This is a genomic window from Johannesbaptistia floridana (assembly GCF_057440575.1).
Map to the genome: position 1 here is coordinate 1 of NZ_JALKVM010000114.1, position 21,162 is coordinate 21,162.

Below are 21,162 nucleotides of genomic sequence, written 5' to 3' on the forward strand. Positions count from 1 at the left end.
GTTGGGTTTGATTCTTCAACCCAACCTACTGTAAGTGCGATCGCATTTAGAGAAATTATCAAGGTAGGTTGGGTTAAACGAGAGTGCAACCCAACACATATCATTCCCAGATGGAGATTGTTGGGTTTGATTCTTCAACCCAAGCTACTGTAAGTGCGATCGCCTCCTAACCATAAATTGTAATTATAAAAAAATAATTAACAACCCGTCAAGCAAAGGCTATGACGGGAAGATTTTGCAGTCTTTTGATAAACTGTTAAATTAGTCAATATAACCCATAAGAGTAGTAGGATTATCGATTTGGTTAGAAGCAACAGGGCGATTGCCCATAACAGAATAAGTTTCACTAATTTGTAACGTCTTAGCTGATATAGGGCGACTACCGGAGAGAATAATCTCACCAGTTGTGTTGAGATTACCCTTAGTAATAGGGCGCTCTGCCCCCATAGAAGAAAAGGTTTTTACAATTTGTAGATGATTAGCTTCTACAGGGCGATTACCTGGTAACTGATGTTCTGTACTTAGTTTTAGCTGTAAACCTGGTCTAGCGGCATTGGGATGTTGTACAGAAATCGCTGTTTCTTGGTTTTCCTGATCTTCAGTTTTGTTGCCGTTATCATGAGTTGTTTCTACTGTTGTCATCGTATCTTGCTCCTAATGATTCAGTATGTTTTTTTTGAAAACTATTAATCTTTTTTTAATAATTTATTCTATTCTATCTCTTATTTAGATTCAATAAAATAAAACTATGATTTATCCAATATCTCGTCCTCAAATTCCTAATTGTACCTGGCAGCGTCCTATTGGTAAGGGTTGGCCAAACCCCTACACAGTACGCTATGCAAGTAATCTAGATGATGGTCCCTGGCACGGTATGCCCCTAGGGGGTTTTGGCGCAGGCTGTCTGGGACGTTCCTCCCGTGGTGATTTTAATCTGTGGCATTTAGACGCTGGTGAACATATTTTTCGTAGTCTTGATGCCTGTCAATTCAGTGTTTTTGAACAGCCAGAAGTGGGAGAAGTCCAAGCCTATGCTATGTCTACAAAGGCTCCTGATGATGGCAGTTTATCATCTTGGCGTTGGTATCCTTCCGAAAAGGGAACCTATCACGCCCTCTATCCCCGTAGTTGGTTTGAATATCAGGGAGTTTTTCAAACCGAGTTAGTTTGTGAACAATTTTCGCCGATTTGGGCCAAAAATTATCAAGAATCCAGTTACCCTATCGCCGTGTTTGAATGGACTGCCTATAATCCTACGGACAGACCAATTACTATAAGTATTATGTTCAGTTGGCAAAACATGGTCGGTTGGTTTACAAATGCGATTAAATCCCCTGAAGTAACTATCAGAGATGATGGAAGCCCAATCTATCAGTATCAGCCCCGGTGGGGAGATAGTACAGGTAATTATAATCAATGGATTCAAGATAGTTATCGCGTCGGCTGTCTATTTAACCGTATTCAACTCCATGATGAGGTAAAAGAAGGAGAAGGACAGTTTTGTATCGCGAGTATCCTTAATCCTAGTTTAGAAGTATTTTATCAAACTCGCTGGAATCCTAAAGAAGATGGGTCGGCAGTATGGGATGATTTCGCCAGAAATGGGTCGTTAGGGGATAAACAAGATGAAACCCCCGCAGCCCCAGGAGAACAACTAGCAGGGGCAATAGCAGTACGTTTCACAGTTCGTCCCGGTAAAACTCGCAAAATTCCCTTTGTCTTAGCCTGGGATTTACCTGTAATGGAATTTGCCTCAGATGTAACTTATTATCGTCGCTATACGGATTTTTTTGGTCGTAATGCTAAAAATGCTTGGCCAATGGTACGGACGGCTTTAAAACAAAGTGCTACTTGGCAAGATAGAATTCAAGATTGGCAATCTCCCATTATTCAGCGTTCTGATTACCCCAATTGGCTAAAAACAGCTCTTTTTAACGAGTTATATCTTTTGAGTCAAGGGGGTACTATTTGGACGGCAGCCACGGAAGATGATCCAGTAGGACAATTTGCTGTACTCGAATGCCTTGATTATCGTTGGTACGAAAGTATAGATGTAAGATTGTATGGTTCTATGGGTTTGGCAAGGTTATGGCCACGTCTAGATAAGTCAATTTTAGAAGCTTTTGCTAGAGGAATTCCACAATCAGACAATACTAAACGAGTCATAGGCTACAATCAAGCAGAAGCAGTACGTAAGTTGAGAGGGGCAACACCCCACGATTTAGGGGCACCGAATGAACACCCCTGGGAAAAAACTAACTATACTAGTTATCAAGATTGCAATCAATGGAAAGATTTAAGCTGTGATTTTGTTTTACAGGTATACCGGGATTTTGTGTTAACTGGTAGCCAAGATATTGATTTCTTGTGGGAATGTTGGCCAAGTATCACCATGACTCTCAATTATTTAAAACAGTTTGACCAAGACGGAGACGGTATACCAGAAAATGGAGGAGCACCTGATCAAACTTTTGATGATTGGGAATTACAAGGAATTAGCGCCTACTGTGGCGGCTTATGGATTGCCTCTCTAGAAGCAGCTAATGCCATCGCTGATATTTTATTAGATAATCCCCCAATGAATCCTCAATTACAACCCCCCGATTACCCCCAAGGAGTGCAAACTCACCAGGAAATCTACCAATCCTGGTTAACACAAGCCAGGGAAGTATATCACCAAACACTCTGGAATGGCCAATATTATCGTCTAGATAGTCAGAGTAATTCTGAAATAGTTATGGCAGATCAACTTTGTGGTCAATTTTTTACCCAATTATTGGGATTACCCCCCGTGGTAGACCCAGAATATGCTCAAATAACCCTCAAAACTATCTACAATAGCTGTTTTCTTAACTTCTGTGATGGTACAATAGGTGCAGCTAATGGCGTAAAATTAGACGGCAAACCAGAAAACCCCGACAGCACCCATCAATTAGAAGTGTGGACCGGAATTAATTTTGCCTTGGCAGCTTTTTTAATTAATTCGGGTATGCCTACAGAAGGTTTAAAACTAGCTGAAACTGTGGTAAAACAAATTTATACCAATGGATTGCAATTTCGTACTCCAGAAGCTATTACCCCTGAGGGAAAGTTTCGCGCTAGTCACTATTTACGGGCAATGGCAATCTGGATGATTGATTATACTCTTAACTCCGCCTAGGATATGCAAGCGTCTAAAATGCTATATTGGCTAAAGGAAATTCAACCCGAACAAATCTTAGCTGTAGGCTCTAAAGCTTTGAGTTTGAGTCAAATGCAACGGCACGGCTATCCCGTGCTATCTGGTTTAGTTATCAGTAGCAATATGTTTGAGGAATTTTTAGAGCTTTCCTTGGGGATGGCTACACTCAAAGCTGATTTTAGTCTGCTTGATGTGGAAAATTGGAAAGCTTTACAAGTTTTTGCTAACCAAAGTCGTGAACAAATTCTTAATTTTCCTCTTCCCCAAGATTGGCTGGATTCAATTTTACAGTATGTAAATAAACTATCAACTCCTTTGCTCAGTTTATCTTCTTCTGTGTCAGGAGTTGATGAAAATATACAACAGTGGCAACAACTACTATCTTCTCAATTTTCCCAAAGTAATTCCTACAGCTTATCTCAACAGGTAAAAAGCATCTGGGCAGATTTATTTAGCGCTAAAAGCTTGTTTCTAGCTAAAAAAAATCAATTTAATTTAGAGGATCTTAAACTCGCTATTCTCATTCAACCATGCTATCAGGCGATCGCCTCTGGCTCTACGGAAATTAATCAGTCTGTGTTTAATATCACCGCTAGTTGGGGCTATGAATTATCTCAAACTCAGGGAGAAGTATTACCTGATAACTATCAAGTCAATCGTTTTAATCAGGAAGAAAAAACCCAAAAATTGGGGAACAAAATGATTACCTATAATTTGAATAAACAGCAAGATAGTCTCAATCGCTATATACTCCCAGAAACTCAACAAAAAAAGTTCACATTGACTGCCACAAATTTACAGAAAATAACTGATTTAGCGGTAAAATTAAGCCAAGAATACCCAAATATTAACCAATTTCATTGGATTGTTTGCAAAAGTTCTCCAGTTAAACTTTATCTGACTCAAGTAACCCCAGAAATTCTCGATAATATGGATGCTCATCAAAATAATTCTCCCCTAGTTTTAAAAGGTTTAGGCGCTTCTTCCGGGAGAATAACAGCAGCAGCTTTAGTTATTGCCGATGGTGATGATTATCAGCAAGATTTTACACATAAACCAATTTTAGTCCTAAAAACTCTCACTCCCCATTACTTACCTTTAATCAAACAAGCCGCAGGAATCATTACAGAATCTGGTGGGATGACAAGTCACGGCGCTATTATAGCTAGGGAATTAGGTATTCCTGCTGTTGTGGGTGTAAAAAGAGCAACCCAATTGATTAAAACTAACACGACTATACAGATAAATGGGGATATAGGAATAATTAATTTATTAAAGAGTGAAAATACAGCTAAACAGACTGAGGAAATTAAGCCATCTTTCCCTGAAGAAGTTAACCCCCTAACCAATTTTTATCCTATTGCTACCCGACTCCTAGTTAATATCAGTCAACCGGAATCAGTTACTCAACTGGCTAATTTACCAATTGATGGAGTGGGTTTATTACGTTCAGAATTTTTTTTATTGAATTTACTTGCTAAACAACCTTTAGGGGTATGGATGGAAAGAGAAAAATCTATATTGTTCCAAGAGTTTTCTCAATTTATTACCCAAATTACTAGTAATTTTGCTTCTCTCCCTGTATTTTATCGTTCTGTTGATTGGTCTAATTTAGACTTACCAGAAGATTGTTTGAGATTTAAACAAGATTTATTTAGGTTACAATTGGAATCACTCTTAAATGTTATGGAGCAAAATTCTGTTAATCTTAAACTTATTTTGCCCTATATTCGCAGTGTAGAGGAATTTAAAAATTATTATCGCCAAATAGAAGAAATAGGCTTACTCTCTTATGCTTCCTTTCAAGTTTGGATCATGGCAGAAGTCCCCTCAGTAATTTTTCAGTTATCTGAATATGTAGCCGCTGGAGTTCAGGGTATTTCTATTGGCACTAATGACTTAACACAATTATTATTAGGAATTGATCGCGAATCCCCCTCAATTTCTCCAGAATTGACAGTAAAACATCCCGCAGTGCAAATAGCCATTAAAAAACTAATTAGATTAGCCAAAAAAAATAATATACCTTGTTCTATTTGTGGTCAAGGACCTGTACAATATCCAGAGATAATTACAGACTTGGTAAAATGGGGCATTACATCTATTTCTGTAGAAACCCAAGCCATAGCCCAAACCTATCGGGCGATCTCCCGTGCTGAACACAGTATAATTTTAGATAGTAGAAGATAGCATTATTCTTGGCAACCAAACCCCCTCAGGTGTTAATCTCAGATGGAGTAGCAATGATCTTATTTGTTATCCCACATTTATTTGATGCACAAACCAATACTACTCGGTTAACAGAAAATTATTGATTAGAGTAAGCTTAAAAGGAGATTAAGTACAAAGCCAAAAACCCCTATGTTGAAGCTCCGGTGCTTTCTAAAGATAAATATGTTTGATTCAAAACCTACGCAGTATTGATGCACAACCGATAGTTCAAGTAACTGCGAATAAACGAGCCAGTAAAATCGACAAAGGTAAAAGCATTAAAATGATTAAACCATAGGGCAATCCAGCAAAACCAGCAGCGATCGCCGAATCTAAAACAATCAAAGATAAAACCCCTGATTTAACTGCTTTTTGAATCATAACGGGAGTTGGTTCTTGAGTGGCTTTAATAAAACTAGGTAATACCAGTGCTGCAAATAAAATATCAAAGGGTAGTACTTGGAGAAAATGATAATCAGTGACTATTCTTAGGGCAAAAGTACTAATTAAAATCAACATAATTAAGCTAATGGCAAAGAAACCAGTTTGGCGATTACCCCCTTGTACTTCACCTCGACTAATTGTGGTTACTGCCCCAATATAAACTATAGGTATCAAAGCTAAAAACCATCGTTCAGAAAGCATCTCCGGTAATATACTTACACCTAGTAATAAATTACCACCCCGACATATACCCATATTCAAAGGTCCCAACCATGGGTAATTTTTGCCCAGGGAATCGTAGCTTAAGGCAGCAAAGGCTACAAATAAAGCGATCGCTCCACTTATCAGAGAAACTTGTGTAGCTGCCAACACTCCCATGACCAAGAGTAGGCTTCCCAAGATTGTCGCTTGTTTTAGAGAAATACGGCCACTAGGTAAAGGTCTTTCGGGACGCTCGATTTTATCTAAATCTCGATCAAATACATCGTTGAAGACCACTCCTCCACCGTATAGACCAGTAGTTGATAGTAACAGCCAAACTAGGGACACAGGGACATGGTCAAATTCAGTATTTATACCAGCGGCTGCATAACCTATGAGAATATCTGCCCATGCTGTCACAATATTAGCAGGTCGCATCAGTTGTAAATAACCCCAGATTGGCTGAGACCGGAAGCCTAAATTTTCCATAGTACTATAGTAAAAAATCTTCAAAATTAACGAATGATCACTGATTGTTCTTCTGAATCTGATATCACTGGTGTTTGTCCTCGAAGTACAGAATTACCATTGTATAATTGTCTTTGGTCAATTGGATCGGGATTAAGCCAGTCATCTTCTTTCATATCCCCAGTTTGACCGTAGGCTTTGAGGGCATTACCGTAGCACACTTTCTGTATATCTTCTTCTGGAATACCTCTTTGTTGCATCAATAGCGCTGTTTTTGGTACTGCTAGTGAATCGCTCATACCCCAATCGGCAGCACTATCAATAATAATGCGTTCACTACCGTATTTTTTAACTAATTCTACCATGCGCTCATTTCCCATTTTAGTATTGGGATAGATAGAAAATGCACACCAAAATCCTCTTGATAAAATTTCTTCTACAGTTTCTTCATTAGCATGGTCCATAACAACTTGAAGAGGATCTATTTTGTGTTCTAAACAAATCTCCATACTACGAATTGTTCCTTCTTTTTTATTGCGATGAGGGGTATGAACCAAAATTAACTTATCTAGTTCTTTGGCTAATTCTAGTTGAAGACGAAAATATTTTTCTTCTGCTGCGGTCATATCATCAAAGCCTACTTCCCCTATAGCCACAACTCCTTCTTTGGATGCGTACAAGGGTAGAAGTTCCATAACTTCTTCAGCAAGTTTTTCGTTATTTGCTTCTTTGGGATTTAGAGATATAGTACAGTAATGGCGAATACCAAATTGTGCAGCACGGAAGCGTTCCCAGCCAATCAGACTGTTGAAATAATCTTGAAAGCTACCTACATTGGTACGGGGTTGTCCTAGCCAAAAAGACGGCTCGATTATCGCAACCACTCCATATTGTTTCATGATCAAATAGTCATAAGTAGTGCGAGATGTCATGTGAATATGAGGATCAATAACCATCATTTGATTGTTTAACATAATTTCTCTCCATTGATTGTTAATAAATACATTATTGCTTATGAACCTTAAGCTCATATCTTGCACTCCTAAAAAAGTACTAAATAGGCCAACAGGCGAAAATGGGAGAGGGGGAGCAGGGAGCACCGGAGCACGGGAGCAGGGAGCACCGGAGCACGGGAGCACCGGAGCACGGGAGATGGTTTTTAAGTATTTGCATCAATATCTCATAATATAACTGATTAAACGGACTTGATATTACTTCAAAACTTCAAGACTTCTTACTTCAAAACTCATTACTCATTACTCATTACTCATTACTCATTACTCATTACTCAACCCCAACCAGTAACATTAGGTAAAGATGCAAGAGCTGAGTTAAGGGTGATTCTCGCTAAAACTTAACCAAGTAAGTTGTTGATTAGCAATTTTTTCTTCTAAATGAGGAACTTGAGCTAAAAGTGAGCGAGCTTTTAAATCAGAAGAACTAGCACAAGCTAATGCTGCGGCTTCTTGCTCAAAATTTTCTCCTTCTTTGAGAATATAAGCTAAATCTTTGATTAAATCACCCTCAGCAAACAGACCAAAAGGACGCCACAATTGCGGATTTACTTTACGTCCTGCTGTCCATCTTTCGTGGGCATAATCAGATAACATGCGAGCTAGGTTAGCATTAGCTCGTTTTTCTAATCCCTGTATTTCACTTAAGTTGCTACCGATAAATATTGCTTTGAGAATCATCTGATTCCAAGAGGGTTCAGTAAAATATTCAGATGGATAGGGATTGTTGAGGGCGATCGCATTAAACACAGAATTCATGTTCGTGCGTAGCCCCTCTATTGCCTGTGGTATAAATCTTTCTGGGTGGGGAAGAACTGGTAAACTTTGATACCATGCCACCTGTTCACTTACATCTGATGCTGTTACAAGCTTTTTCAAAGCTTCTATATAGTTATCTGAATTATGGGAAGGAAAAAGCAACAGTAAGAGAGTTCGAGTTAGCTGATCTACGCTCCATTTTTTTAGGTTCCAGTTGGTACGTAGGGTTTGAGCTAGTTCTACATCTTCTGGTGAAAGAAGCAAGTCTGCTTTTCCTACTTTGCGTGGAGCCATGCTATAGAAAGTAAACAAAAGCCGCTCTGAAGGAGTTTCTTCTAACTTTTGTGTTACTTGTATTAACCATTGCCAAGATTCTTCTGTTAACCGATTTTTCAACCAGCTCTGGACTTGGCTAGTAACTCTGACTAAGTGAGTACTCGTTGTACTTTTGTTGAAGTTGCCTTTCATTCTTGAAAATTCTCAGTGTTTATACGCTAAATTTTAACAAAACTTATTGAAACTTGTTCCTAGTATTTGAAATTCTCAGTATTTATATGATATAGTTTAACAAAACTAAAGTAAATATCAAAAATTACTTTCATGATTTCTACAGATTATGGAAAAAAAACATATAAACATGAATTAATACAACAGCAATTTACTGTTGCTTTCAAGTATGGTGTTTATTTCACACGAGGGCTATTTGACTGCGATAACTCTCTTTTGGTTGACGTAATTGTCAGTCAAAGAGAAACAACAGTTACAAAAATAATGGTAGTTGTAGATGATGGTTTATTACAGTATTATCCACAACTTGTGGCAAAAATTTACGAATACATTAAATGCTACAAAAATAAACTAAAGTTAACGGTAGCACCAATTCTAGTACCTGGAGGAGAAGTAGCGAAAAACGATGCAAATATAGTCAACTTATTACAGGAAAGTATGGATAAAGCCAAACTATGCCGCCACTCTTATGTAATAGGTATTGGAGGAGGGGCCGTTTTGGATATGGTAAGCTATGCGGCAGCTACAGCCCACCGAGGCATCCGTATGATTCGGATTCCGACTACAGTATTAGCCCAAAATGATTCAGGAGTAGGCGTCAAAAATAGTATCAATGCTTTTGGCAAGAAGAACTTTTTGGGAACTTTTACCCCTCCCTATGCTGTATTAAATGATTCTAATTTTTTAACAACCCTCAATGACAGAGACTGGCGAGCTGGAATGGCAGAGGCAGTAAAAGTTGCTTTGATTAAAGATGCCGCTTTTTTTGAAATGCTTGAAAATCAAGCAAAAGCGATCGCAACACGAGACTTAGACGCTATGGAAAAGGCTATCTATCGCTGTGCTCAGCTACATATGCAACATATTGCTGGTAATGGCGATCCTTTTGAGATGGGATCTTCTCGTCCTTTAGATTTCGGACATTGGGCAGCTCATCGTTTAGAGCAATTGACTAACTATAGTCTGCGCCACGGCGAAGCCGTAGCTATTGGTATAGCACTTGATTCTACATATTCTTATCTTTGTGGGCTACTTTCCCAAGATGATTTAATCAGAATTTACAACTTATTTAAAACATTGGGTTTCTCCCTATATGTTCCCGAATTAGGCAAACACCTAGATAATCCAGAGCATCCTGAGTCCCTTTTCCGAGGCTTAAGAGAGTTTCAAGAACATTTAGGCGGTCAACTTACAATTATGTTGCTTAATAGAATCGGAAAAGGAGTAGAAGTTCACCACGTGGATTTAGAGAAATATCGGCAAGCGATCGCTCAACTAGCTAATCAATCAATCAATTGTTGAAATCTTTATGAGAATTATGGGTCTTAGAGGTGATCATCCCTATCACCTCACTTACTGCACAAATATTCATCCAGGAGAAACTTGGCATAAGGTCTTTGGCAACCTACAAAATTATATTCCTCAGCTTAAAAAACAACTTTCGCCCCAGAATTCTTTCGGTATTGGTTTACGCCTAGCCAATATAGCTAGTGAAGAACTACTATCAGAGAATAACTTAAAAGAATTACAAGATTGGTTAGCCAAGGAAGATTGTTACATATTTACTATCAACGGTTTTCCCTACGGTGGATTTCATAATCAAGTAGTTAAAGACCAGGTTTATGCCCCAGATTGGTCCAAAAATGAGCGTTTAGAATATACCAAGCGCTTAGTTACCATCTTAAGCAAAGTATTACCAGAAGGAATAGATGGTGGCATTTCTACAGTTCCTCTATCATACAAACCTTGGTGGCAAACACAATCAGATTATCTTAAGAATCTTTGGGAAAATTGCAGTTTCAACTTAGCAGAAGTAGTAGCACAGATGGCTCAAGTTGAAGCAGATACTGGTAAATTAATACATTTAGATATTGAACCAGAACCTGATGCCTTATTAGAAAATGCCGATGAAGTAATTGCTTTTTTTCAAGATTGGCTACTCCCAGTAGGAACAAGTTATCTACAACAAAAATTTGGGGTAACAAGGAATATAGCTGAAACTTGGATTAGAAGACATATTAGAGTATGCTACGACACTTGTCATTTTGCTGTAGAATATGAAGAACCATCGATAGCTTTAAGTAAATTTAAGCAAGCAGGAATCGCTATTGGCAAGTTTCAGATAAGTTCAGCTATTCAAATTTTCCTTCCACCTTCTCAGTCAGAGCGGCAACAAATATATCATAATCTAGAAATATTCGCTGAATCTACCTATTTACATCAAGTGATTGAGCTTACCTCATCAGGAACTTTGCATCGTTATCGAGATTTGAGCGAATCTCTAGAGGCTTTAAGCAGTAGCTCCGGTATAGAATGGCGTACTCATTTCCATGTGCCCATCTTTATCAAAAACTATCGTTCCTTTAGCTCCACCCAAGACCATATTATTAGTATTTTTCAATTACTCTCTGAAGTTTCATTTTGTAATCATCTAGAAATTGAAACTTATACATGGGAAGTTTTGCCTCCAGAGATGAAACTAGATATTATTGATTCTATTCAGCGAGAATATCAGTGGGTGTTAGACTCTTTACCTTTTGAGTCTTGAAGTCTTTACGTCTTTAAGTAATGAGTTAAAGAATTAATGCTAAACGTGGAAGATGTGAGATATATACTTGTAGATAATTAGATTCATGAAAAGAACAGTTGTTATTAATGTGGTTGGCTTAAGCCCAAAACTAATCGGGAAGTACACACCAAAATTGAGTAATTGGGTAAATGCTGGAAAAATGGCTACGATTCAACCAGTGCTACCAGCAGTAACCTGTACAGCTCAAAGTACCTATTTAACCGGAAAATGGCCAAGCCAAACTGGAATTGTTGCTAACGGTTGGTACTTTCGTGAGAGTTGTGAAGTGAAATTTTGGCGACAGTCAAATAAGTTAGTAGAATCACCTAAAATTTGGGAAGTAGCTCGTGAGATAGACCCTTCTTTTACCTGTGCTAATTTATTTTGGTGGTACAATATGTACTCCAATGTTGACTACGCAGTCACACCTCGACCCATGTACCCGGCAGATGGTCGCAAAATTCCAGATATTTATACCCATCCTGCGTACTTGCGTAACCAACTTCAAACAAACTTAGGGCAATTTCCTCTATTTAAATTTTGGGGACCATCTACCTCAATAGAATCTAGTCAATGGATTGCAGAGTCTGCTAAATATTTAGAAACTCAGGTAAGTCCTACTTTGACACTTATTTATTTACCTCATCTAGATTATTGCTTACAAAAAATTGGCTGTGAACCAGTTCAGATAACCAAAGATCTTCAGGAAATTGATGATCTTTGCGATAATTTGATTAATTTTTATGAAAACCGAGGTGTCCAGGTTATTTTACTTTCTGAATATGGGATTACCCCTGTTAACCAACCTGTTCACATTAACCGTATTCTTAGAGAAGCAGAACTATTAGAAGTAAGAGAAGAGTTAGGCCGGGAAATGCTAGATGCTGGTGCTAGTCAAGCATTTGCAGTAGCTGATCACCAAATTGCTCATGTGTATATCAATAACCCTGAGGTACTATCAAAGGTTAAAAGTTTACTGGAAAATACACCCGGGATTGATCTAGTTTTAGAAAGTGTCGGTAAGCAAAAATATAATATAGACCATCAACGTAGTGGTGATTTAATTGCTGTAGCCAGACCAGAAGCTTGGTTTACTTACTATTACTGGTTAAATGATGATTTAGCTCCAGATTTTGCTAGAACAGTAGATATTCATCGTAAGCCTGGCTACGATCCTGTAGAACTATTCCTGGATCCTGAGATTAAGATTCCTCAACTTAAAATTGGCTTAAAACTCTTGCAAAAACAATTAGGGTTTCGTTACCTGATGGATGTAATTCCCTTAGATGCTAATTTAGTTAAAGGGTCTCACGGTCATATTCCTTCTACACCACAAGACTGTCCAGTATTCATTACTCATCAGGTAAACTTGTTACCAGAAAGTAAAATTGAAGCAGTCAATGTATTTCAATTGATATTGAATCATTTACAGGCTAATTAATAGGCTCTCCCGACTTTACCTCACACCAAAGCCTCAAAACCCTAATGTTACTGGTTGTGGTTGAGTAATGACTAATCAGTTGTAGTTGTAGGGTGTGTTAGGGCGAAGCCCGTAACGCACCAACAGATGAGTAATAAGTAATAAGTAATGAGTAATGAGTTTTGAAGTAGCCTGTAGGTTGGGCCCTTGGTCACGAAACCCAACAACTCACACCAAAGCATCAAAACCGTCATGTTACTGGTTGTGGTTGAGTAATGACTAATCAGTTGTAGTTGTAGGGTGTGTTAGGGCGAAGCCCGTAACGCACCGTCAGATGAGTAATAAGTAATAAGTAATGAGTAATGAGTTTTGAAGTAGCCTGTAGGTTGGGCCCTTGGTCACGAAACCCAACAACTCACACCAAAGCATCAAAACCGTCATGTTACTGGTTGTGGTTGAGTAATGACTAATCAGTTGTAGTTGTAGGGTGTGTTAGGGCGAAGCCCGTAACGCACCGTCAGATGAGTAATGAGTAATGAGTAATGAGTAATGAGTTGTAGTTGTAGGGTGTGTTAGGGCGAAGCCCGTAACGCACCAACAGATGAGTAATAAGTAATAAGTAATGAGTAATGAGTTTTGAAGTAGTAGCTTGTTGGTCAATTTCTGTACTTTTGTACTTGCGTGCAAGATATGAGCCAAGGAAAGAGGAAAGGCACAATCAACTCATAACTTATTTATATGGCTATATAACTGACGCAAATAAAACAAGAATTTGGCGATCGCCTTTAAATGAGTTTTGAAGTCTTGAAGTAAGAAGTCTTGAAGTCTTGAAGTAAAAGAATTGATCCTAACCCCTTAAAAATTGATTCTCGCCTGTTAGCCAATTTCTGTACTTTTGTATTTGCGTGCAAGATATGAGTATAAGCGATCGCCCGTGCTGAACACAGTATAATTTTAGATAGCAGGAGATAAAAAGTAAGTAGGTTTTTATCAATAAAAACTAGGTAAAAACACTAGTTTTCTAAAATAAATTGATCTTTATGGCTAAATCGATAATACTTTTCCCCGTCTAGTCTGTCCTCGACAATTGTAACACCATCACAATCTATCATCCCTCTAGGATCTGTATTGTTAATACGGCTATATCCGAATCCATCAGCATAACCTATACACTTACCAGCGGAAACAGGTATTAGACAGTAAAATCCATCTTGTAATTGAGAATCTGATATAGCAGGACTCACTCCGTTTTGCGTGCATTCATACAGAACACGAGATTGAGCAATAACCATATTTTCGTTTATATTACTTTGTGGTGTAAATGCAGAGTTAACTAGAGCCTCAACCAATAAATAAGCTAGTAACATGGTACTGTATATCTGTAAGTTTTAACAAAAATTCATCAATTAGATTAGCATAACAAATTTCAATCTAAAAAAGTAGGGTGCGTTAACTCACACCAAAGCATCTTTATCAAAAGTTACTGGTGGGGGATGAATTAGGAGTTTTGAAGTCTTGAAGTAATAAGTATTGAAGTAAAAGAATTGATCCTAACCACTTAAAAATTGATTTTCGCCTGTTGGCCTATTTAGTACTTTTTTAGGAGTGCAAGATATGAGATCAAGGTTGCTAGTTTTTTCATCAGCTTAGTTTAAAGCTTCTTTAACTAAATCATAAGTAGGTGTCTTAGCAGTTAAAGCATTTAAACTCAAACAAGCAATTTCTCGTAACCATTTAGGGGGCGATCGCTCCTGCTGAACCAAGTATAATCTTAGATACTATTAGAAGTCTGTTGAACCAATTACAACATCTTTTGAGCTAACATAATATTTAAAGATTACTGAGTTGAGATTATTATGTATCAGCAATCACAAATTACCGAAAATACTATACTAAATGACCGTTATCGCATTCTTGGACCTTTGGCGACAGAAGACTTGGAAGAAACATTCTTGGCCACAGATACTAGTATGACTTCTAAATCTAAATGTGTAATCAGGAAACTCAACTCAGATATGTTAACTCCTGAATTTACTCTAGAAGAAAAATTTCAACAAGAATGTGCTGTCTTAAAAAAGTTAGGCCAAAATCATAGTCAAATACCTGAATTATATGACTACTTTTCTGAAGGTGGGACATTTTACTTAGTTCATGAATGGATACGAGGTATCAATTTAAAACACGAACAATTTCAACAAGGGAGTTTAGAGTCTCGCACTAAAAGGACAAGTAAAATCATTGCAGATATTTTAAAAGTTTTAGAATATATTCACAGTCAAAAAATTATTCATCGCAATATTAAACCAGAAAACATTATTCTACGCAGTAAGGATAAATTACCTGTATTAGTAAATTTTGGATCAGTGAGGCAAATATTAAGCCCTCAAAAGCCTAAAACTAATAAATTAAGTTATATATCACCAGAACAAGCCTCGGGAAGTCCTGTAGAGTCCAGCGACCTTTACAGTTTAGGTATAACAGCGATTTACCTCTTAACTGGTCGTACACCAGAAGATTTAGAAACAAATAGTGATACAGGGGAAATTATCTGGCGCAAACATATACCAGAAATAGAACCTAAATTAGCTTTAGTAATAGATGGTGCTATTCACCCTCAAGTAAGTAAACGCTTTGAATCAGCTACAGAAATGTTAACAGTACTTGAAGGAACTTCGCCACCCATAAAAGCCAAAAATACTCCAACCAACCCAAAACCAGAAAATAAGACTCAACCTCAGATAAACAAAGATTCTCAGAAAGTTAAAAAGACTCCCGAATTAAGTAAATTGTGGCTACCTCTGGTTTTAGGAGGAATAATTGTAGTATTAATGGCGATAATCTTGATCCTATTGCGGCAAGAAACACCAACACCAAATCCACCAGTAATACCACCACAACCAGAAGAACCAACCCCACCAGTAATACCACCAGAACCAGAACCAGAACCACAACCAGAACCACAACCAGAACCACAACCACAACCAGAACCACAACCGCAACCACAACCACAACCGCAACCACAACCACCAATTCCCTCAATAGACCATGAAAAAATTCCCGACCCCCCACCAAAAGAACCATGTTATATTTGGAATTTTGACTGCTAATGATTGAAAAATTTTGAGGAGTTAAAAATGGTTCGGCGATCGCTCAATTGTTCATCCAAAACCGCAATAAGTCTGGCTAGATACCCCAGGCAAAAGGCAAAAGTAGGAAAAATTGTCAAATCAGTATTATACATACCAACTTCAATATCTTCTTTTATCTGCTTAGTTTTAGTTTTAAGCAATATTTTTGCAATCCAAAATACTCAAGCAGCTACTAAAAATCTAGAAGATGGTTTTACCACTCAAAAGTCAAAATTACCCCAATTGCTACCAGAGAGATTAGAAACATCTCCTGAAGAAAGTAATAATTTACAATATCTAGAACCATATTTAGTTTTAGATTTGAGTGACCGCCTTCTATATTTATATCAAGCAGGTCAATTACAAACTACATATCCTGTGGCTATAGGTAGACAAGGCTGGGAAACTCCTCAAGGGGAGTTTTATATATTCATCATGGAATATTATCCCACTTGGAGAAATCCTTTTACAGGAGAAGTGATTCCTCCTGGAAATAGAAACCCTTTGGGAATCGCTTGGATTGGCTTTTGGACAAATAATAAAGTTCAAGTTGGTTTTCATGGAACTCCTCATCCTAGCCTAATTGGTCAAGCTGTATCCCATGGTTGTGTGAGAATGCACAATCAAGATATTATCGACCTTTATAGTCGGGTAAGCATTGGTACCAAAGTTAAAGTAGTACCATAATTAACTTTTAGTTCTGTATCAGTCACCCAATGGACAATTACAGGGAATAGATGTGGTATTGTGGATAAATAACTCTCCTCAATCAGATATGCAAGGCCAGGGCTATTTCGTTCTTAATCCGCGAAAATGGTGAGGAGAAGCACCGGAGCAGGGAGCACCGGAGCAGGGAGAGGGGCTTTTTTGCTAATAATAAATCTCGGATTTATTTTTCTTTTAAAAAACATAGTAAAAAGCCTACTGTTTAAACGTTACATTTTGAAATAAAAAAATGAATGAAATAGCCCTGTATGTAAGGCCAATAGGTTTGAAATTGTTATCAGTAAATTTGTGACCAACTCTTTGAGCATTTTGTAGGTTGGGTTGAGGCACGAAACCCAACATTAATTTTATTAGCTAAAAAAATCTTAAAATTTAGGTACTATTATGTATAAGTAGTAAATTTATGTGCTATGATTAAAACTCTTATTACAAATAAATAAAATATTAAGGGCTATGGCGCTATGAAACTTAAAAACATTGGTCATTTGTTGCTAGGTGGTTTAGCGATCGCTTCTATGTCATCAAAAAATCTTAAAATTTAGGTATTATTATGTATAAGTAGTAAATTTATGTGCAATACTAGAAATTATTATTACAAATAAATAAAATATTAAGGGCTATGGCGCTATGAAACTTAAAAACATTGGTCATTTGTTGCTAGGTGGTTTAGCGATCGCTTCTATGTCATCAAAAAATCTTAAAATTTAGGTATTATTATGTATAAGTAGTAAATTTATGTGCAATACTAGAAATTATTATTACAAATAAATAAAATATTAAGAAGGTTGATGGCGCTATGAAACTTAAAAACATTGGTCATTTCTTACTAGGTGGTTTAGCGATCGCTTCTATGTCAGTTGCTAATTTTAATCAACCTACTACAGCTCAAGGAAAACCTATTCCTGCAACATTCACTTGTGGTTCATATCAAGGCAAGCCTGCCACTGTGGCCACTAGTAATATAAGACCAGATTCTCGAATTCTAATTGTTTGGAATACTACAGACTTGGGACCAGGTTATTCATCACAAGTACGTTGTGACATGGTCTCAGAAAGATTCGAGAGAATCAACCAAAATGGACAATTAAGATACCTAGTAGAGGGAAGAATGAATGGATATCCGATTCTTTGTGCTTCTCCCAATGCTCCAACCAACCAACCTATTAATTGTTCCGAAGATAACTTGTTAATGACTTTGAGACCTAGTGATGATCCTCAAAGCCTGATTGAACAATTGGCGACTTCTAACGCTAAAACAGGTGATGCAACTTCATTGTTGCCCAATGGTACCTTATTAGAGTCACCTAATAGACAGTTGCATGGAATAAATGTGGTATTGTGGATAAGTAACTCTCCTCAATCAGATATGTAAGGCCAATAGGTTTGAAATTGTTATCAGTAAATTTGTGACCAACTCTTTGAGCATTTTGTAGGTTGGGTGTACTCGCCTAGGAGCGAGATCTCTTCGAGATCAGCACTCAACCCAACATTAATTTTATTAGCTCAAAAAATCTTAAAATTTAGGTACTATTATGTATAAGTAGTAAATTTATGTGCTATGATAAAAACTATTATTACAAATAAATAAAATATTAAGGGTGATGGCGCTATGAAACTTAAAAACATCGGTCATTTCTTACTAGGCGGTTTAGCGATCGCTTCTATGTCAGTTGCTAATTTTAGTCAACCTACTACAGCTCAAGCAAAGCGTATTTCTGCAACATTCACTTGTGGTTCATATCAAGGCAAGCCAGCTACCGTGGTAACTCATAACATAAGACCAGATTCTCGAACTGTAGTTATTTGGAGTACAACAGACTTTGGACCAGAGTATCCACCAGAAGTACGTTGTGACATAGTCTCAGAAAGATTCGATAGAATCAATCGAAATGGACAATTAAGATACGTAGTAGAGGGAAGAATGAATGGAACTCCAGTTCTTTGTTCTTCTCCCAATGCTCCAACAAACCAACCTATTAATTGTTCCGAAGATAACTTGTTAATGACTTTGAGACATAGTGATGATCCTCAAACCATGCTTGAAACATTAGCGAGGTCTAACGCTAAAACAGGTGAGGCAACTCCATTGTTGCACAATGGTACCTTATTAGAGTCACCTAATAGACAGTTGCATGGAATAAATGTGGTATTGTGGATAAGTAATTCTCCTGAAAACTAATAGAATCATGGAGAATCTCAGAGGAATAGGTTTTTAATGTCAAGTTTTTAATGTCAACAAGTGTATAAGTCTATTTTTGGTGTAGAAAGCCAAAAATAGACTTATATTATTGTCTTATTTCTTAGATAATAGGATTAAAGCTTAAGTATATCTCAGATAAAAGCACCAGTACGTTAAAGCCGAAAACCCTGCTCCCTGCTTTCTATCGAGAAATATTGAGGCAGATATAGTCTATAGTAATGGTCGATAATCTTTATGGCGGTGACTCTATAGATAGGCTTGTAGTTAGCCCGATAAGATTTAGACCTTATAAAACTTGAGTAGATTTGTCTACAAAATTAGTAACTATGAACAAAAGAACATCCAAAATTATTATACTAGGGGCTGCTATTATCTTAGCCACAGAATTGTCTAGAATAACTGATTTTCTTTGGGAAAGCTCAAAAACTATGGCTGATACTCTAGAACTATCAGAACCATCAAAAATACCTCCAGCCCAACTATGTACTCAAGCAAAGGAGGTTAGTGTTCAGATTTTGGGTGAATCAAGTTCAGGGTCAGGAGTTATTCTGCAAAAACAAGAACCAGCAACTTATGTACTAGTCACCAATGGTCATGTTATCCCAGGAGATAAAGAGTTTTTTGCAATCAAAACAGCAGATGGGAAAACACATCAAGCATCTCTTGTGGTTCGCTATGACCATGGTCAAATAACTGGTAGAGACTTGGCTATTTTGCAATTTGAAAGCGAAAATATTTATCAAATTGCTACCATAGCTGAATCAACACAAGTAAAACAAGTTATGGCCGCAGGTTATCCTAGTGAAACTTCTGGTCACACTGTAGATTTAGATGGTTTTAGTTGTACAGAAATAAGTGAGGTTTCTCGTCGTCTAGATAAGCCAATGCAAGAAGGTTATCAATTGGGATATTATGTTAGCGTTCCCAGAGGCATGAGTGGAGGCCCTCTTTTTAATGAGTATGGGCAAGTAGTGGGTATTAATGGCATGGGAAATCCCATGATTTTTCTCAATGAGGACCTCTATCTTTATAAAAATGGAGAAAGAGTCATAAATTCCCTCGGAATACCACCGAATCAAGCATTGGAATTATTATCCAGTTCTAGTTGGGCAATACCTTCTGAAACTTTGGTTTATTATTTTCCCAGAGGTTATGGACTATCCTTTGGTGTGTCAGAATCTTCTCAAAAAAGAAATTTGTTGAAAGATTTTTAAATAATAGTTATAAAATAAGAGAAAATTTTTAAAAATCGGAGCTCAAGTTATTAAGGAGTGTAATTTGTGAATTTAGCAACTAAATTGTCTATAAAATTAATTTATCCACTTTTATGCCTATTTATAGTAAAACCAGTGATGGCAGAAACTGTAAGTTCTGAAGCTAGGTTAGTTACAGTTAGTATTGTCAATACGAGTTGGACGAATGATGAAGGAGAGCAAGCGGGTAGTGGAGTAGTGATAGACTCTAAGGAAGATAGCTATTTTATCATTACTAATTCTCATGTATTTACAGAAGGTATAGGTTCATATAGAATCGAATTACAGTCTACTGGTGGAGGCTTTGATGGGCCTCCAGAACGATGTATGATAAACCAAGAGATTGAGTACGATGGCGATATTAAGGATCCCGACGATTTTAGAAATCCCAATGGGGATATAGCTTTATTTAAATGTATAGCTAGTAGCAGCGATCGCCCTGTAGCCGAACTAAGAAAAGCAAACCCTCCAGTGAGCCCGCAAGAATCAGTGTTTGCTTTAGGATATCCTCAGGATACGGAACAATTGACCACTATTCCTTTAACGATAGTTAGTCCAACACCTCAAGAAAATTTAACTTATAAAGCTGCTCAAGCAGATAATCCCATGAGGGGAGGAATGAGTGGAGGTCCTGTATTTAACGAACAAAATCAACTTGTCGGTATTCATCGAGGTGTAAATGAAGAAGATCAGAGCATATTTCAAGGAATTCCCATCAATGTTATTGAAAATACTTTAGCACCCTATCTTTCTACAAATACCCCAATTGTACCTCTACCTGATCCCGAACCAGATAATGGCTCAGTCAATCTAGATGAGCCTCCAATACGTGAAGTTACTTGGTAAATTTTTTATTAATTTTTTTTAATCAAAGGAGAAAATCTCAATGTCAAAAAAATTTTATCTACTCAGTGGTATTTTCTTACTATCTACTGTATTCACAATAACCACCACATCAGCCAATGAATATTTGTATTCACAAGTTCCAAATATTCCCTCACAACCAATAGACGAACCTGGGATGGACCAAGTTCCAAATATTCCCTCACAACCAATAGACGAACCTGGGATGGACCAAGTTC

At 37.4% G+C, this 21,162-nt stretch carries 17 protein-coding genes; 12 read left to right on the plus strand and 5 right to left on the minus strand.

Going from position 1 to position 21,162, the window contains the following annotated elements:
• Positions 1–261 precede the first annotated feature (261 nt).
• Positions 262–642, minus strand: coding sequence for a hypothetical protein (locus MW688_RS08225; RefSeq protein ID WP_486735473.1), 381 nt, complete (start codon positions 640–642; stop codon positions 262–264).
• A gap of 106 nt (positions 643–748) precedes the next feature.
• Here MW688_RS08225 and MW688_RS08230 point away from each other — a divergent pair, with 106 nt between their 5' ends.
• Positions 749–3,160 carry a GH116 family glycosyl hydrolase gene (locus tag MW688_RS08230; protein ID WP_486735474.1) on the plus strand — a complete coding sequence of 804 codons (2,412 nt, stop codon included), beginning with the start codon at positions 749–751 and terminating at the stop codon, positions 3,158–3,160.
• An 18-nt stretch (positions 3,161–3,178) separates the two neighbouring features.
• Positions 3,179–5,371, plus strand: a complete 2,193-nt coding sequence (locus MW688_RS08235; protein WP_486735475.1) for a putative PEP-binding protein — start codon at positions 3,179–3,181, stop codon at positions 5,369–5,371.
• Positions 5,372–5,620: 249 nt separating this feature from the next.
• Here MW688_RS08235 and eboC read toward each other — a convergent pair whose 3' ends face one another.
• The 3 genes from eboC to MW688_RS08250 all read right to left on the minus strand — a co-directional run bounded on the left by eboC (position 5,621) and on the right by MW688_RS08250 (position 8,673).
• Positions 5,621–6,526, minus strand: a complete 906-nt coding sequence (gene eboC / locus MW688_RS08240; protein WP_486735476.1) for a UbiA-like protein EboC — start codon at positions 6,524–6,526, stop codon at positions 5,621–5,623.
• Positions 6,527–6,552: 26 nt separating this feature from the next.
• The gene (locus MW688_RS08245) at positions 6,553–7,536 is read right to left on the minus strand and encodes a TatD family hydrolase (RefSeq protein ID WP_486735477.1); all 984 of its coding nucleotides are present in this window, start codon (positions 7,534–7,536) and stop codon (positions 6,553–6,555) included.
• Between the two features lie 300 nt (positions 7,537–7,836).
• Positions 7,837–8,673, minus strand: coding sequence for an EboA domain-containing protein (locus MW688_RS08250; RefSeq protein WP_486735478.1), 837 nt, complete (start codon positions 8,671–8,673; stop codon positions 7,837–7,839).
• A 204-nt stretch (positions 8,674–8,877) separates the two neighbouring features.
• Between MW688_RS08250 and MW688_RS08255 the strand changes: the two genes are divergently transcribed.
• From MW688_RS08255 to MW688_RS08265, 3 genes are all read left to right on the plus strand, one after another.
• Positions 8,878–10,086 carry a 3-dehydroquinate synthase gene (locus MW688_RS08255; protein WP_486735479.1) on the plus strand — a complete coding sequence of 403 codons (1,209 nt, stop codon included), beginning with the start codon at positions 8,878–8,880 and terminating at the stop codon, positions 10,084–10,086.
• A 16-nt stretch (positions 10,087–10,102) separates the two neighbouring features.
• On the plus strand, positions 10,103–11,332 hold the full coding sequence (eboE, locus tag MW688_RS08260) for a metabolite traffic protein EboE (protein WP_486735480.1): 1,230 nt from the start codon (positions 10,103–10,105) through the stop codon (positions 11,330–11,332).
• An 85-nt stretch (positions 11,333–11,417) separates the two neighbouring features.
• Positions 11,418–12,794: an alkaline phosphatase family protein gene (locus tag MW688_RS08265; protein ID WP_486735481.1), complete on the plus strand. Its 1,377-nt coding sequence runs from the start codon at positions 11,418–11,420 to the stop codon at positions 12,792–12,794.
• A 992-nt stretch (positions 12,795–13,786) separates the two neighbouring features.
• Here the strand turns inward: MW688_RS08265 and MW688_RS08270 are convergent.
• Positions 13,787–14,017 carry a hypothetical protein gene (locus MW688_RS08270; RefSeq protein WP_486735482.1) on the minus strand — a complete coding sequence of 77 codons (231 nt, stop codon included), beginning with the start codon at positions 14,015–14,017 and terminating at the stop codon, positions 13,787–13,789.
• 612 nt (positions 14,018–14,629) lie between these two features.
• Here MW688_RS08270 and MW688_RS08275 point away from each other — a divergent pair.
• The 7 genes from MW688_RS08275 to MW688_RS08305 all read left to right on the plus strand — a co-directional run.
• The gene (locus MW688_RS08275; protein WP_486735483.1) at positions 14,630–15,880 is read left to right on the plus strand and encodes a protein kinase domain-containing protein; all 1,251 of its coding nucleotides are present in this window, start codon (positions 14,630–14,632) and stop codon (positions 15,878–15,880) included.
• 27 nt (positions 15,881–15,907) lie between these two features.
• Positions 15,908–16,588 carry a L,D-transpeptidase gene (locus tag MW688_RS08280; RefSeq protein ID WP_486735484.1) on the plus strand — a complete coding sequence of 227 codons (681 nt, stop codon included), beginning with the start codon at positions 15,908–15,910 and terminating at the stop codon, positions 16,586–16,588.
• Positions 16,589–17,423: 835 nt separating this feature from the next.
• On the plus strand, positions 17,424–17,999 hold the full coding sequence (locus MW688_RS08285; RefSeq protein WP_486735485.1) for a COP23 domain-containing protein: 576 nt from the start codon (positions 17,424–17,426) through the stop codon (positions 17,997–17,999).
• Between the two features lie 237 nt (positions 18,000–18,236).
• Positions 18,237–18,806: a COP23 domain-containing protein gene (locus tag MW688_RS08290; RefSeq protein ID WP_486735486.1), complete on the plus strand. Its 570-nt coding sequence runs from the start codon at positions 18,237–18,239 to the stop codon at positions 18,804–18,806.
• Positions 18,807–19,153: 347 nt separating this feature from the next.
• A complete protein-coding gene (locus MW688_RS08295) occupies positions 19,154–20,041 on the plus strand; it encodes a S1C family serine protease (protein ID WP_486735487.1) in 888 nt (295 codons plus the stop codon).
• A 138-nt stretch (positions 20,042–20,179) separates the two neighbouring features.
• Positions 20,180–20,926 carry a S1 family peptidase gene (locus tag MW688_RS08300; protein ID WP_486735488.1) on the plus strand — a complete coding sequence of 249 codons (747 nt, stop codon included), beginning with the start codon at positions 20,180–20,182 and terminating at the stop codon, positions 20,924–20,926.
• A gap of 40 nt (positions 20,927–20,966) precedes the next feature.
• The coding region (locus MW688_RS08305; RefSeq protein ID WP_486735489.1) for a hypothetical protein at positions 20,967–21,162 on the plus strand (196 nt) is incomplete at its 3' end.

Coding starts and splice junctions, on each gene's coding strand:
- MW688_RS08225 (WP_486735473.1), bottom strand. CDS start 642: ATGACAACAGTAGAAACAACTCATGATAACGGCAACAAAACTGAAGAT.
- MW688_RS08230 (WP_486735474.1), top strand. CDS start 749: ATGATTTATCCAATATCTCGTCCTCAAATTCCTAATTGTACCTGGCAG.
- MW688_RS08235 (WP_486735475.1), top strand. CDS start 3,179: ATGCTATATTGGCTAAAGGAAATTCAACCCGAACAAATCTTAGCTGTA.
- eboC (WP_486735476.1), bottom strand. CDS start 6,526: ATGGAAAATTTAGGCTTCCGGTCTCAGCCAATCTGGGGTTATTTACAA.
- MW688_RS08245 (WP_486735477.1), bottom strand. CDS start 7,536: ATGAGCTTAAGGTTCATAAGCAATAATGTATTTATTAACAATCAATGG.
- MW688_RS08255 (WP_486735479.1), top strand. CDS start 8,878: ATGATTTCTACAGATTATGGAAAAAAAACATATAAACATGAATTAATA.
- eboE (WP_486735480.1), top strand. CDS start 10,103: ATGGGTCTTAGAGGTGATCATCCCTATCACCTCACTTACTGCACAAAT.
- MW688_RS08265 (WP_486735481.1), top strand. CDS start 11,418: ATGAAAAGAACAGTTGTTATTAATGTGGTTGGCTTAAGCCCAAAACTA.
- MW688_RS08275 (WP_486735483.1), top strand. CDS start 14,630: ATGTATCAGCAATCACAAATTACCGAAAATACTATACTAAATGACCGT.
- MW688_RS08280 (WP_486735484.1), top strand. CDS start 15,908: ATGGTTCGGCGATCGCTCAATTGTTCATCCAAAACCGCAATAAGTCTG.
- MW688_RS08285 (WP_486735485.1), top strand. CDS start 17,424: ATGAAACTTAAAAACATTGGTCATTTCTTACTAGGTGGTTTAGCGATC.
- MW688_RS08290 (WP_486735486.1), top strand. CDS start 18,237: ATGAAACTTAAAAACATCGGTCATTTCTTACTAGGCGGTTTAGCGATC.
- MW688_RS08295 (WP_486735487.1), top strand. CDS start 19,154: ATGAACAAAAGAACATCCAAAATTATTATACTAGGGGCTGCTATTATC.
- MW688_RS08300 (WP_486735488.1), top strand. CDS start 20,180: ATGGCAGAAACTGTAAGTTCTGAAGCTAGGTTAGTTACAGTTAGTATT.